The 14,810-nt window shown below is 43.2% G+C and carries 13 protein-coding genes; 7 read left to right on the top strand and 6 right to left on the bottom strand.

Annotation, left to right across the window (positions count from 1 at the left end; translation table 11 throughout):
• Positions 1 to 53 precede the first annotated feature (53 nt).
• Positions 54 to 704 (bottom strand): TetR/AcrR family transcriptional regulator, encoded by a 651-nt coding sequence (locus NSQ11_RS18645; protein ID WP_035703974.1) that lies wholly within the window; start codon positions 702 to 704, stop codon positions 54 to 56.
• Between the two features lie 160 nt (positions 705 to 864).
• On the opposite strand from NSQ11_RS18645, the gene NSQ11_RS18640 reads away from it, so the two are divergent.
• The 7 genes from NSQ11_RS18640 (at position 865) to NSQ11_RS18610 (ending at position 7,627) form a co-directional block, all read left to right on the top strand.
• Positions 865 to 1,977: a sugar diacid recognition domain-containing protein gene (locus NSQ11_RS18640; RefSeq protein WP_035703978.1), complete on the top strand. Its 1,113-nt coding sequence runs from the start codon at positions 865 to 867 to the stop codon at positions 1,975 to 1,977.
• 117 nt (positions 1,978 to 2,094) lie between these two features.
• Entirely contained in the window at positions 2,095 to 3,366 is a 1,272-nt protein-coding gene (locus NSQ11_RS18635) for a GntP family permease (protein ID WP_342501197.1), read from the top strand.
• Positions 3,367 to 3,395: 29 nt separating this feature from the next.
• Positions 3,396 to 4,535, top strand: a complete 1,140-nt coding sequence (locus tag NSQ11_RS18630; RefSeq protein ID WP_342501196.1) for a glycerate kinase — start codon at positions 3,396 to 3,398, stop codon at positions 4,533 to 4,535.
• 93 nt (positions 4,536 to 4,628) lie between these two features.
• On the top strand, positions 4,629 to 4,967 hold the full coding sequence (locus tag NSQ11_RS18625; RefSeq protein WP_017359922.1) for a zinc ribbon domain-containing protein YjdM: 339 nt from the start codon (positions 4,629 to 4,631) through the stop codon (positions 4,965 to 4,967).
• A gap of 328 nt (positions 4,968 to 5,295) precedes the next feature.
• Positions 5,296 to 6,225, top strand: a complete 930-nt coding sequence (locus NSQ11_RS18620; protein ID WP_035390031.1) for an ABC transporter ATP-binding protein — start codon at positions 5,296 to 5,298, stop codon at positions 6,223 to 6,225.
• A complete protein-coding gene (locus tag NSQ11_RS18615) occupies positions 6,222 to 7,172 on the top strand; it encodes an ABC transporter permease (protein ID WP_035703987.1) in 951 nt (316 codons plus the stop codon). Before NSQ11_RS18620 ends, NSQ11_RS18615 begins: the two co-directional genes overlap by 4 nt.
• Positions 7,173 to 7,198: 26 nt before the next feature.
• Complete coding sequence (locus NSQ11_RS18610; protein WP_007497283.1) at positions 7,199 to 7,627, top strand: DUF4064 domain-containing protein; 429 nt, start codon at positions 7,199 to 7,201, stop codon at positions 7,625 to 7,627.
• A gap of 45 nt (positions 7,628 to 7,672) precedes the next feature.
• On the opposite strand, the gene NSQ11_RS18605 is transcribed toward NSQ11_RS18610, so the two are convergent.
• From NSQ11_RS18605 to NSQ11_RS18585, 5 genes are all read right to left on the bottom strand, one after another.
• Positions 7,673 to 9,001, bottom strand: coding sequence for a citrate:proton symporter (locus NSQ11_RS18605; protein WP_052320571.1), 1,329 nt, complete (start codon positions 8,999 to 9,001; stop codon positions 7,673 to 7,675).
• A gap of 294 nt (positions 9,002 to 9,295) precedes the next feature.
• A complete protein-coding gene (locus NSQ11_RS18600) occupies positions 9,296 to 11,362 on the bottom strand; it encodes a beta-galactosidase (protein ID WP_265784374.1) in 2,067 nt (688 codons plus the stop codon).
• Positions 11,363 to 11,385: 23 nt separating this feature from the next.
• A complete protein-coding gene (locus NSQ11_RS18595) occupies positions 11,386 to 12,594 on the bottom strand; it encodes a glycosyl hydrolase 53 family protein (RefSeq protein WP_144610858.1) in 1,209 nt (402 codons plus the stop codon).
• A gap of 11 nt (positions 12,595 to 12,605) precedes the next feature.
• The gene (locus NSQ11_RS18590; protein WP_041087477.1) at positions 12,606 to 13,448 is read right to left on the bottom strand and encodes a sugar ABC transporter permease; all 843 of its coding nucleotides are present in this window, start codon (positions 13,446 to 13,448) and stop codon (positions 12,606 to 12,608) included.
• Position 13,449: 1 nt separating this feature from the next.
• Entirely contained in the window at positions 13,450 to 14,688 is a 1,239-nt protein-coding gene (locus tag NSQ11_RS18585) for a sugar ABC transporter permease (RefSeq protein ID WP_007497272.1), read from the bottom strand.
• Positions 14,689 to 14,810: the final 122 nt, after the last annotated feature.

The following is a 14,810-nucleotide window of genomic DNA, read 5'->3' as shown; positions in this document are numbered from 1 at the left end:
TTAGACCGACCGTCAGTCTATAATGTATGCAGGATTGGTATTGAAGTGACCAATCACTGATTATTGTCTTCCGGTTCTCCAGTTAAACGTTGGAGAAGGAAGGAGAAACTTCCCTTTTCTGCATGTAATGAGGCTTCAAGGATTGCGATAAATGCTAGAGCTCGTTGTATGCTTTCCGCTGCGGTCCATTGGAAAAGTCCCTCATCAAAGATAACCTGAGCAGAAGCGAGGAGAAATTCGACAGTTTCTTGCGGGTAATCCGTTTGAAATATCCCTTCTTCTACCCCTTGCTGAATGACTTCTGCTAAAACGGGTGATAGCTCTGTAATGGCTTTGATCAAGCTTTTTTGATGCATCTCTGCATTAGCAGGCTGATGAAATTGTTCGATCATGCCTTCTTTATGGCTGCCCTGTTTAGGAGATTGTGCCATGATGATGCGAAATAATTTATCAACCACTGAGATATCTGGATCAGCGGCAATACGCTTTGCCTCGATGATATCTGCTTTTATGATCCGGTCAATGATTGCATCCATCACTTCTTCTTTGGAAGTAAAGTAATAATAGAATGTGCCTTTTGCAATGCCAACGGCTTTGAGGATGTCAATAATTGTGGTTTGCTGATAGCCTTTGGTTGAAAAAAGCTTCTCTGCTGCATTTAAGATGTCATTTTTGCGTTCCTCAGGATGTTTAACGGTTCTCATAAAGCCATCCTTTCTTTTGACTAGACTGTCGGTCGGTCCCTTGATTTGATTAAACACTTTTTGGCGTATCTTTGTCAACGGCTGTTTTTTTCAGCTTTGCATTTATTGTGCAATGACACTATGATACATTGAATGAAAACCCCTTCAGGAGAGATGCTGAATGCAATTTTTAACCAGTGAATTGGCGCAAGAGATGGTTGAACGTACGATGCATATTTTACATCAAAACATCAATGTCATGAATGCGGATGGTGTCATTATTGGGTCTGGTGAACGAAAAAGGATTGGACAAAAACATGATGGAGCACGTCTAGTGCTGTCAAGCGGAGATAGTGTGGAGATTGATCAGGAGACATCCCACCGCTTAAAAGGCGTGAGACCTGGAATCAATCTGCCTATTTGCTTTCGCGAACAAGTTGTTGGTGTCATTGGGATTACGGGTGAGCCAGGGGATATTCGTCATCATGCCGAGCTGGTGAAAATGGCAGCTGAGCTCGTATTAGAGCAGTCTTTTCTACTTGAACGCTTCCAGTGGCGGCAGCGAATAGAGAGTGAAATTGTGAATCAGCTCATCTCCGAGTCTGACATGGGTGATCATCAGCTGAAGCACCGTGCTGACTGGCTTGGAATGGATTTAGACAAGCGGCGAATGGCTATTGTTTTTCAGCCGATTCCATCGTCCGAGGATACGGTACACAAAATGATGCATGCCATTCAATACGATAAGAATGCGGATGATTTACTAGGCATGACCTTCCGTCATGAATTGATCCTGTTAAGACAGCCGATATGTGACCATCAATTCAAGCATGTGATGAAACAGCTACAACAAACAATGGCAGGTGCAGTTGATGGACAAGTGCTCGTGGGTGTAGGAACTGTCGCTGAGGATATGAGTCAATTACCGTTGTCCTTTCAGCATGCGAGAGAGGCCCTGCGGTTAGGAAAGGTGCTCCATCCAGAGGAAAGCATATATGTCTTTGAATCTTATCAGCTTGAAAGCTTGTTTATAAAAGCGAGAGCCGCCAAAGAGGGCAAACGGTGGAGTGATTTTTATCATCCGCTGATACAAGAAACGGAACTCGTTCAAACGTTAAAGGTTTACATTGAAGAGGGCGGGGACTTACAAAGAATCGTTGATCGTCTATTTATTCACCGCAATACACTGCGATATCGTTTAGATAAAATCCAGGCATTGACCGGAAAAGATCCTCGTCATGTGAAACAGTTGATGGAGCTGTACATAGCACAATTGGACCATCAACTGTCTTAATTGTGCATTTGCACAACTGGATAAAGAAATAAATAAAAGAAGTTCATCTAGATTCACAACTCGATCCCAATGGGTAAACGCTTACAATTAAGAAAAGACAATCAGGAGGGATGGAGTATGGGTGGAGATGTGACAGTAAGTACATTGGGCGCATTGACTGCGCTTGTGATCGCTATTGTTCTCATTCTAAAAAAAGTATCACCTGCTTATGGCATGCTGGCAGGCGCATTTATTGGCGGTTTGGTTGGCGGTGTAGATGTTGTGCAGACCGTGAACGTCATGATGGAAGGCGCAAAGGACATGATTCCGGCTGTTCTTCGAATCATGGCGGCAGGTGTACTGGCAGGGGTTTTAATTGAGTCGGGTGCAGCGTTATCTATTGCGGAGGCCATCGTGAAAAAACTTGGAGAGGCGAGGGCACTTTTAGCACTCGCACTTGCAACAATGATTTTAACAACGGTGGGTGTTTTTGTAGATGTAGCAGTCATTACAGTAGCACCAATCGCACTTGCCATTGCCAAGCGTGCAAAACTTTCTAAAACGGGGATTTTACTTGCGATGATTGGAGGAGGGAAGACGGGGAATATCATGTCACCGAATCCGAATGCCATTGCAGCCTCTGATGCCTTTGGTGTACCGCTTACTTCCCTGATGGCGGCAGGTGTCATACCGGCTATTTTCGGGATAGCCGTCACATATGTATTAGCCAAAAAGCTTGCGAATAAAGGGACACCTGTTCTGGAAGAGGGAGCTGACCAAGGCGAGGTTCAAGTACCTGGTTTTCTACAAGCGCTTATAGGCCCGCTTGTGACCATTCTCTTGTTAGCCTTAAGACCGTTGTTTCAAATAAATATTGATCCAATGATTGCCTTACCAATAGGAGGAATTGTTGGCGCTCTTTTCATGAAAAAAGGGAAGTTTCTCAATGATTATGCGATGTCAGGGCTGCATAAAATGTCAGGTGTAGCGATCATGTTACTAGGGACAGGTACATTAGCTGGAATTGTATCGAATTCTTCCATGAAAGAGGTATTTATTCAGGCGCTTGACGCTTCGGGATTACCTCCTTACTTGCTTGCACCAACGTCTGGAATTTTTATGTCGGCAGCCACAGCTTCGACAACTGCAGGGGCGGCAGTTGCAAGTGGTGTATTTAGCGGAACTCTTATTGGTCTTGGTGTATCTGCCCTTTCAGGCGCAGCTATGATTCACGCTGGCGCAACTGTGCTAGACCATATGCCGCACGGAAGCTTTTTCCATGCAACGGCGGGAAGTGTTCAAATGGATATAAAAGAACGGTTGAAATTAATGCCCTTTGAATCGTTAATTGGTTTGACATTAACTGTGGTATCGACCATTATCTTTGGTATTTTCCAGCTGTTCGGCTGAGGACTTAATGAGAAACGAGGGGTTTTTGGATGAAAATTGTGATCGCACCAGATTCATTTAAAGAAAGTTTATCTGCTTATGAGACAGCATGTGCCATCGAACGAGGATTTCGTTCTATTTTGCCACACGCAGAATATATGAAAATCCCAATGGCAGATGGAGGAGAAGGCACAGTTCAATCGTTAGTGGATGCGACAGGCGGGAAGATTGTCCAGCAAGTGGTCACGGGCCCGCTTGGCAAACCTGTGGATGCCTTTTTTGGTATGTTGGGAGATGGTCAGACAGCTGTCATAGAGATGGCAGCAGCATCAGGATTACATCTTGTCCCGCCAGAAAAACGGAACCCCTTATTCACGACGTCTAGAGGGACAGGAGAATTAATGCTTGCAGCGCTGGATAAAGGAGCGAAGCATTTAATCATTGGGCTTGGCGGAAGCGCAACAAATGATGGCGGCGTTGGCATGATGCAAGGTTTAGGTGCTTCTTTTCTCGATAAAGCAGGCCAAGACCTCACGCCGGGCGGTGGATCACTGAATCAATTAGCTTCTATTGATCTATCTCGACTGGATCCAAGATTGCAATCAGTCCGTCTGGAAGTAGCGTGTGATGTGGACAACCCATTAACGGGTGAAAGAGGAGCGTCTGCTGTGTTCGGTCCTCAAAAGGGAGCAGATACAGAAATGGTTCAACTGTTGGACAAGAATTTATCTCATTTTGCACAAGTGGCTAAGCAGCATCTTCATGTCTCCTTTGGTGAGGCTGCAGGTGCAGGAGCGGCAGGAGGACTGGGCGCGAGTTTATTAGGCTTTTTACAGGCTGATCTTCAAAAGGGAATCGATATTGTACTGAAAGCCGTACATTTTGCTGACATACTAAAGGACGCTGACCTAGTCATTACAGGGGAAGGGCGGATTGATCAGCAGACCATTTACGGCAAAACGCCGATCGGTGTAGCCAAAGCTGCGAAACAATATGGACTCCCTGTCATTGGCATCGCTGGGTCCCTCTCAAAAGACAGTGCAGTCGTACATGATCATGGCATTGATGCACTTTTTAGTATTGTCCCTGGCGTCACGACTCTGGCTGAAGCCATGCATGATGCTAGTGTGCATGTAGAGAGAACAGCAAGGAATATTGCGGCTGTCATGACATTTGGAAGAGATAAGTAAATGATGAAAAATGTTTCCTTTTCTATCACATTCCTTTCTATAGAAATGTGGTAAAATGGTTCTAAATGAAAAAGAAAGTTGGAGGAAACACAAATGTCTAATCTACCGAATTGTCCATCGTGCAGTTCAACCTATACATACGAGGATGGCAGCATGCTTATTTGTCCAGAATGTGCGCATGAATGGTCGCTAGAACAAGAACAAGCGGCAGAGGAACAGCTTGTTGTCAAAGATGCGAATGGAAATCTATTAAGTGATGGTGACACGGTCACTGTGATTAAAGATTTAAAAGTCAAAGGTTCTTCTTCGGTTTTAAAAATAGGAACGAAGGTCAAAGGGATTCGTTTAGTCGAAGGCGATCATAACATTGATTGTAAAATTCCTAGCTTTGGCGCAATGAAGTTAAAATCGGAGTTTGTGAAGAAAGTATAATATATGAAAAGAGGCTGTCGATCATCAGCCTCTTTTTTATTTCGATATTTATAGGTGAAAGGTATAATCTTAAACATCATTTCATACATATGTACCTATTGAAAATCATTCTTTTTTTAAAAAATCAAGCCTCTTTTCTTATAAAAATTCACGCTTTTCTTAACTCTACCTTAAAAAAGGCAGATGATTCTCTAAATTTTGCCTAATCCCCTTCACAACTTTTGGGCATTGCTGTACCATATGGAAGTGTTCTTCTATTTTTGACGGATCATGGTGTTTATCAGGAAATAGATGATAGATGATACTTAGACAAAGAAGGAGAGGTAACGTGACGAACGTTTTAGAACTGCAACATGTATCTAGGCATATTCGCGGGAAAAAGATTGTTCAAGACTTGAGTTTCTCTGTCCAAGCGGGCGAAGTCTTTGGCTTCTTAGGACCGAATGGCGCAGGAAAAACGACAACCATTCGCATGATGGTCGGTCTTTCTCCCATTACATCCGGTGACATTCTGATTAATGGTCATAGTATTCAAACCTCATATCAGCATGCCATCCAAGATGTCGGTGCAATTATTGAAAATCCAGAAATGTATAATCATTTAACGGCAAGACAAAACCTTGTTCATTTTGCCAGAATGAATGGAAAAGTGGATGAAGGTCGAATTGATGAACTGCTAGAACTAGTTAGTTTGCAGCATGTGAAACATAAGCGTGTCCGTACGTTTTCATTAGGAATGAAGCAGCGTTTGGGGATTGCTCAGGCATTGATACATAAACCGAAACTGCTAATCTTAGATGAGCCGACCAATGGACTAGATCCAGAGGGAATTCGTATGATACGAGATTACTTGAGAAGGCTGGCAAAGGAAGAAGGGCTTGCTGTCATTGTTTCAAGTCACCTCATGTCAGAAATGGAATTGATGTGTGATCGTTTCGCCATTATCCAAAAAGGAAAGCTGATTGCGATTGAGGATCAGCGTGCAGAGACGAAGCAGGATGATTTGGTCAACTATCGTATGAAAGTAGCATCAAGTGAGCTAGAAGAAACTCAAAAGCTCATTAAAGCATTTGAGGAAGGCATCACAGTTAGAGAAGAGGAGCAGTACTTATTCTTCTCCATCCTAGAAGAGAAAATGCCACAATTGATTCGTCATTTGAGCGAGGCTTCTATTCATTTGTACGAAATCAAAATAGAAAAACAAACCTTAGAAGATAAGTTCTTAAGCTTAACAGGTAAAAAGGAGGCAGACGTATGATTCGCCTCATTCAAAACGAGTGGATGAAAATCAGTTATCGTGTGGGTACTTGGATTATGGTTGGGCTTCTTGTTTTAGGTATGATTGCGACGTTGATTTTTGCACTTAAAACAAACGACGAAGATCAATCATCTGGAGCATGGAAAGCCCAGCTAGAGATGATGAATACTGAGAACAAGAAGGAACTCAAAGAAATAGAAAATGGTTACTTTAAAAGAAACCTTGAAAAAGAGATCGCTATTAATGATTATCGAATTAAGCATAACTTGCCGCCAGCTGATCAGTTTAGCGACAGTGTATGGGACTATGTGAAAACAAACGCCAGTTTACTTCAGCTTGTAGGTGTGTTTGTGATCATTATCGCTTCCACCATTGTCTCGGCTGAATACAAGCATGGTACAATTAAATTATTATTGATTCGCCCACCATCAAGACTAAAAATCTTAATATCTAAATATATTACGGTGCAACTGTATGCTCTTCTACTGGTGGTGGTGCTGTTTATCTTGTCATTTATATTGGGTGCCATTTTCTTCGGACTCAATACTGATTATGTGAGTGTGATCTATCAAAATGGTGAAGTGATTGAACGTTCGCAGTTTGCCAATATGGTTTTTTATTATTTAGCTAATTGCGCAATGTTTGTTGTGTTAGGGACACTTTCGTTCGCTATATCAACAATTTTCAGAAGTGAAGCTATCTCCATTGCCATTAGTGTGTTAGCTTATATTGTAGGTGGAACGATTACAGGTATTTTAATGCTCTTCTTTGATTGGACAAAATATTTGTTATTCGCAAATGATCCATCCCAATACTTTATGGAACAGGTTACTGTTATCGAAGGCATGTCCCTAGGTTTCTCACTAACGGTCCTAGTCATTTATTGGGCCATCTTCTTGGCGGTTGCTTTAATCGTCTTCCAAAAGCGAGAAGTAAAAACAGGTTAATTTAACTTTTTAGGAGGTTTCTATCAATGATTAAGCGTAAAGGTGAAAAAATTATGGGGATTATCAGTATTGTCCTCAACGTAATTGGTGTTGGTTTTGGGGCATTGATGCTCTCTGTGGACCCAGCATTTTATGAAGAAATGAATGAAATTTTACAAGAGGAAGGCAGCGCCTTGCCAGTTGAAACACTTGAAGCTTCGGTTCATGCCTTTGGCGTTCAGTTTATGGTTGTTTCCGCAATTGCGGCTGTCTTAGCCCTTGTTGGTGTGATTGTCTTGAAAACAGACCGCCGTGCCGTGCTTTCTGGTATTCTTTTCTTGGTTTCGGCTGTGACTCTTTTAATTGGAACTGTAGGTCTTGCTTTCGTTCCAATGATCTTGTTGCTAATCGTTGGATTGATGTCACTGATTAGAAAACCGAAAACAGACATTCACACGAGTGAATATCCTTCATAATTCAAAGAAAAAGACATGCGCTGATTTTGCGCATGTCTTTCTTTTTTATATGATGCCAATCAGTTTGGCGATGATGAGTAAAACGATACTGAACCCCCACATCCAAAAGAAGGAGTAGCGGATATGTTTCCCCATATCGACCCCTGCAAGACCGATGGCAAGCCATACAGCAGGTGCAAGGGGGCTGACAAAGGTGCCGATGATATTTCCAATCATCATGGCGTATGCTGCAGATGTCCCTGACACACCAACCTCTGATGTAATCGATTCGACAATCGGCAAGAGTGCATAATAATAGGCATCCGTACTTGTCAGCATATCAAGAGGAACCCCAAATATCCCCACAATGATATGTAAAAATGGCAGTAAGAAAGCTGGCAAAATGTGAATACTGTCCACTGCAATTGCCTTCAGCATGCCTGTTCCTTCAAGAATTCCTAAAAAAGAACCTGCGGAGAAAATAACAGCTGCCATCATTAGTGCACTTGGAGCATGCGCCTTAATTCTCTCCATTTGTACATTTACATTTGGAAAGTTAATCAGAAGTGCTAGTGAAAGACCAATCATAAACATATAGCTAGCAGGAATCACGTTCAGCACGAGAAGGACAACAACAGCTAAAAATAGAATGAGGTTGACCCAGATTAAGTGATAACGCTTTAAAGACGCATCGCCTGTTTCGCTGATCGATTGAATAGCACGATCCCAATCGGCGCCTTCTAATTGGACAGCAGCTATTTCATTTGCCGCGATTTTCACCCGAATTCGTTTTTCTTCTCTTTTTCCTAAAATGAATGCCATTCCTAATACGAGCACGACCCCGATCAGCTGAATGGGAATAAGCGGTACCCACAGTTCAGATGGGTCCATATTTAGGACACTAGCTGCCCGTCCTGTGGGGCCAGCCCATGGAATCATATTGGTTAATCCAGCACTCGTTCCGATTAACAATAGCAATAAATAAGGACTCATATGTAATTTTTTATAGAGCGGAAGCAGTGCAGGTACAGTTAATAAAAAGGTTGTAGCGCCTGCTCCGTCTAAGTGTGCGATGACCCCAATCAAGGCAGTTCCCATCGCAACTGTGACAACATTCCCTTTTGTCAGCTTGATTAACGCTTTAATTACAGGTTCAAAGAACCCTGTATCTTGTAAAATGCCAAAAAATAAAATGGCGAAGATAAACATGGTCGCCACTGGCAAAACTTTGATAATCCCTTGTTCAAAGAAAGTTTGAATGTCATTGATACCAAATCCTGCGATGAGCGCCCCTATTAAAGGCACCATGACCATGGCGACAATTGGACTTGCTTTCCCCCAAATCAGCAAAACAACAATCGTTAAAATAATCAACAATCCAACAAACGTTAACATAAGCCCCTCCCCCTACAATAAACCGTTTACATTTGTTTGTTTTTTTACCAATGCAATCCCACATTTGCATTGAAAAAAAGAGTATCAAAAATATGAGTATTAGGCAACCGCTTTCATACCTATACAATGGTAAAAAAGGATGGCGGGGCCAATCAGGGTGCGGTGTTTAATATGTCAAAAAATTTAGATAAAAAATAATACTTCTATTGATAATCTACTATCGGGAGAAAATATACAGGTATTTAGATTCAACAAAAAGTAAAAAGCGCCCTTTGGATGGACGCTTCTTTCACACTATTTTTTCAAAATAACGTATTCGTAAGGATTCAGTTGTAACCGTCGAGATGTATGCTGTCCAGTCAGCATATTTTCATAGCTTTCCGCTGAATCTAGTGAAATGTTCTGTTGCTGTTCTGTAAAATTCATCATAAACACAAAGTCCTGCGATCCATCTGTTCGTTTCTGGACACTGACGCCCTCTGGAATCGAAGAGGATAGGATCGGTTGGATGCCTATTCCTGTGATGAGATCTTCGTAAAAATCATCATAAAACGCTTGCTCATTTTCAGAAGCCATATAGTATGCTTTCCCTTTGCCAAATGGACGGACAGTAAGGGCGGGCTGTCCTTCATAGCAGCCATTCTCAAAATGCCCTAACACAGAGGCTGTTTCAGGATGAATGGACTCACAATATTGCCCGACATGATAGGTGCGACCATTTCCTGTGGTCATTAAGACGTGTTCATCTGGCATCAATGTGTTGATTTCCTCTGCCCAAATACCAAGTACATGGCGGAGAGGACCGGGGAAACCACCAAGGAAACAGAGGTCGTTTTCATCGACCATGCCGCTCCAGTATGTTGCCACAAAAATGCCGCCCTCTTTGACAAATGCTTCGATCTTTTCTGCCACACCTGGTTTGATCATGTAGAGCATTGGTCCAACAAGCACTCGATAGGATGAGAAATCCTTTTCCATCCCGACAATATCAACAGGGATGCCCTTTTTCCAGAAGCTTCGATAATGAGTTTGACAAGCCTCTACATAGCGTTTGTTGGTATTATTTAAGCCCTGCGCATCATCAATCGCCCAATGGTTTTCCCAATCATATATGATGGCGACTTCTGGTTGAACGGATGTACCCGCAATCGGCTGAAGCTGCTCCAGCTGTTTTCCTAAATCAGCGACTTCTTGAAACACACGCGTGTGTTCATGTCCTGAATGATCCACAACGGCTCCGTGGAATTTTTCAGAGGCGCCCCGGCCTTGCCTCCACTGGAAATAAAGGACGGAGTCGGACCCATGGGCAATCGCCTGCATGGCAGAGAGGTGTGCCATTCCTTTATGTTTCACCTTATTCACTTCATGCCAGTTCACGAGGCTTGGTGTGCTTTCCATCACGAGAAACGGCTGACCGCCCTTTAATGAACGATACAAATCGTGAACGAAGGCGACGTTTGACGCTAATTCTGCAGTGGTTTCTCTGCCGCTATGCCATGCTGGATAGCTATCCCATGAGATCACGTCGACTTCTTTTGCAAATTGATGATAATCCAGTCCAAGGAATGGACGCATATGCGGATAGTCGCCCATAAAATTGGTGGTTACTGGCACATGAGGTGTTAATTCTCTCAGCGGTTCAATTTCATTTTGATAAAAATTGATCGTTTGCGCTGTGACAAAACGCTTCCAGTCTAGGTTCATGCCATGAATCATGTGCTCCCCGTGCGGTGCAGGTGACTCGATTTGCGACCAATCGGTAAAGGTGTGGCTCCAAAATCCCGTCCACCATGCTTGATTCAAAGCTTCAAGGTCATGGTTGTATTTGTCTTTCAAATAGTCTCTAAATGCTTCTTGGCAAAGATCACAATGACATTCACCGCCGTATTCATTTGAAATGTGCCACATGATCAGCGCTGGATGGTCCTTGTAGCGTTCAGCAAGCAAACGATTGAGTGTATTCGTTTTTTCTCGATAAACTGGTGAGGTAAAGCAATGATTATGGCGAAGTCCGTGCAAGTTGCGCTGGCGGTTTGCTTCAACGCGTAAGACTTCTGGATATGTTTGCGAGAGCCAAGCAGGTCTTGCTCCGCTTGGCGTGGCGAGAATGGCGTGAGCTCCCTGTGCTGCCAAGCGGTCCATGATATCATCCAGCCAGGCAAAATCATATTCCCCTTCTTTTGGCTCGAGCTTGCTCCAAGCGAAAATGTTGATAGAGAATGTTTGACAGTGTGCAAGCTTCATTAATCGAAAATCTTCGTCAATGATCTCCGGCATATGGAGCCATTGATCAGGATTATAGTCGCCACCATGCAAAAAGCCTTTCACATTTGGGTGAACGAGTGGGTAACGCTTTCCCATTTTGTCACGTCCTATCTGTTTAATTACGGTGTCATTTGTTTAAATACATCAAGAGAAGGCAGGGCTTTTCCGTTGAAATCAAACATGGTCTGATTTTCCCAAGCATTCCCGACTGTCCCGGTTGTTTGAATATAAGCGAGCCCGTATTGACTAGACCACGGAGCACCTTTTGCTGGAATCCAAAGCGGCTCCCAATAAAAGAACCCTTTCCCGCGATTGTTTTTCACTTGTGAAATTTTTTCTGATAGATCTCGTATAAAAGATGCCTGCCCTTGTGGTGATGCTGGATAACCGGCCGTATTGACTGAATCTTGGTTAAATGAGTTATCGAGGTTGTCACCATTTGCTGTTGTAAAGCCGTAGGCGGTTTCTACCACGATGACATCTTTGTTATAGCGGGCGCTAATATCATTCATATTGGTAGTAAGACCGCTAAATCCCCCGTCCCAATACGGGTAGTAAGATAAACCGATCGTATCGAAGGAAACGCCTCGTTTGGTGATTTCATCAAACCACCAGCGAGATGCACCATTGTCCCCCCCATGTGCAAGATGAAGCATGACTTTGATGTTTGAATCGACAGAGCGGACAGCATTTGTCCCCGCTTTTAGCAAAGCAGCGAGTCGGTCAAATTCACCGCCGCCTTCACCCCAGCTTTTTCCGTTCGGCCAAAGCATACCTGAATTCAATTCATTCCCGACCTGCACCATATTTGGTAGGGCATTTTGTGCTTTCATCGCTTTAAGTACATCGCTTGTGTAAGTGCCAACCGCTTTCTCTAAATCGCTTTGCGAGAGATTGGTCCAAGCTTTCGGTTTGAACTGTTTACCGGGATCGGTCCAGAAATCACTGTAGTGAAAATCAAGCAGCACTTTCATGTTTTGTGCTTTTGCACGTTTCGATAGAGCAATGGCGGTATTTAAATCGTTTGTCCCGCCGTTATAGGCACGGCCTTGGTTGTCGTATGGATGGTTCCAGAGTCTGATGCGCACATAGTTGACACCTTTCTCTTTTAATAGCTTGAGCGGATCAACCTGCTGCCAGTTTTGGTTGTAGTATTTGCCGCCGCTTCGCTCCACTTCTGCGAGCATGGAGATATCGGCTCCTTTGATGAAATCACCTTGCAATCCATTGATCGGTTTCACCGAAATCGAATCAGCCTTTGCTTCAGGCAGAATACCTAACCCCATCAGAAAGAAAACGACAACAGTGACAAGCAACCATTTCTTCATCAAATCTCCCCTTATCCTTTTGTCCCGCCTTGTGTGAGGCCGGATACAAATTGTTTTTGTAAAACAAGAAACAATAAAGCAACTGGAATCGCAATGAGTAAAGCCCCGGCTGCAAAGGTCGTGTAGCTGGCACCCATTTTGTCTGATACAAGATTGTATAGACCGATTGGGAGCGTATACATTTCGGGTGAACGGACAATGACACTGGAGATGATGAAATCACCCAGCGGTCCTGTAAATGAGTTGATGGCAACAACGGCTAAAATCGGCTTGGCAAGTGGCATAATAATTTGGATGAAAATCCGGAAATGCCCTGCGCCATCCATTCTGGCTGATTCATCGAGATCCTTCGGAATCGCATCAAGATAGCCTTTCATTAAATAAGTATTCATCGGAATTTGTCCACCTGCATAAATCAAAATCAGGGCAAGATGGCTGTTAATAAGTCCAAGCATTTGAGCAAGAACAAAAATCGCAATCAGCGCTGAAAATTGAGGAATCATTTGCAGCAGCAAAAAGAGCATCAGCCCATTTTTCCGTCCTTTGAAGCGGAATCTGGAAAAGGCATAGCCTGTAAAACTAACAAGAATCAGCGTTAAAACCATAGTGGCAATACTGATCTTCATTGAGTTCCAATACCATTTTGCATAAAGTGCCCCCTGACCGAAGAACAGCTCGGTGAAATGGCTGAACGTTGGATTCTTCGGAAACATACTGGTACTCATCAGGCTGTTCCCAGGATTAAAGGAAGCACCGATCGTCCAAAGCAGTGGATATAGAATACAAATGGAGGCAATGAAAAGGATAAAATAAGTGATGCTCAGGCGAATGAGCTTGTTTTGTTTTGATCCCATATCACATCATGTCCTCCTCTTTGAATGAATTCGTTCTCTTAAACTGCCAGAGTGCAATGGCGATGACAAAGATTGAAAGTAAGATCGTGACTGCGGCAGCAAGTGCATATTGAGAAGACTGCATCGTGAGTTTGTAAATCCAAGAAACCAAGATGTCCGTTCCCCCAGCAGTTGAGCCAGCCACAGGCGGTCCTCCGCCATTAAATAAGTAGATGATATTAAAGTTGTTAAAGTTAAACGTATATTGCGTGATTAATATAGGCGCAATGGAATAAAGGACAAGCGGTAACGTGATGGACCGGAATTTCTGAAAGAAGTTTGCCCCATCAATGGTCGCAGCTTCGTATAGATCTTCTGGAATCGCCTGCAAAACACCGGTTGTCATAATGAAAACAAAAGGGAATCCAAGCCAAGTCTGCATCGCAATGAGGGCGATTTTGCTCCAAAATGGATCTGTCAGCCATGGTTTTGGATCAATTCCAATCGATGCAAAAAGGGTATTGTTAATCGCACCAAACGTGTCGTTAAACAATCCAGCAAACACCAAAATGGTCACAAATCCTGGAACAGCCCACGGCAGAATCAAAATCGTTCTGAAAAACCGTTTTCCTTTTAAATCTTTTTGATTGAGCAGAACCGCTAGGAAAATGCCGACAGCACATTGAAGGGTCGATGCAGCCAACGTCCATACGACCGTCCAGCCTAGTACATCAATGAATGTGTCTCTCCAAATATCGATTGAAAAGATATTTTGAAAGTTTTTGATGCCTACCCAATCAATGAGATTGGCAGGAGGCGAGTGGTATAAATCATAGTTTGTAAAGGCCAGCGCAAAGCTGAACATAATAGGAAAGACAACAGAGAATAGAAGTAAAAAGAAAGCAGGAGTGCTCATTAAGTAAGGAAAGCCTTGGTCGATGAGCTGATGGTATTGAGCACGGATGGAATGAAGCGGAACCCCTTGATCACGTTTCTTTCCGTTCATAAATGCATCTCGTATCATGAGTACATAAAAACCGATGCCAAATCCAGCTGTTAAAAGTGCAATAATTCCTTTTGCTAAAAGGAAAACAGAGTTGTCACGAGGCAGCATCGTACCAAGTGTGAACAGCCCCCAGAAGCCAATATTGAATAAATCATAAAACACTACTAGAAAAGAAACGCCAAACAGGAAAAAGAGTGCCCCTTTGCCATATTGTTTGTTGTATATTTGCCCCATCCCGGGTATAAGAGAGAACATTAGCGCCCGTCTCCGGTGTGTCTTTGATTCCACTATGTGTGTGCGGTCTAGTTCAAGGTTACCCGTCACGTCTAACACCTACTTCATATGAAATTAGATCAAGTGCAGGCAGCATGATAGAT

Origin of the sequence: Bacillus sp. FSL W7-1582 (assembly GCF_038593325.1) — a bacterium.
In the GTDB taxonomy this organism is placed as follows: Bacteria; Bacillota; Bacilli; order Bacillales; family Bacillaceae; genus Bacillus; species Bacillus altitudinis.
Note: the sequence above shows the minus strand (reverse complement) of the source record. Positions and strands in the feature narration are given on the sequence as shown.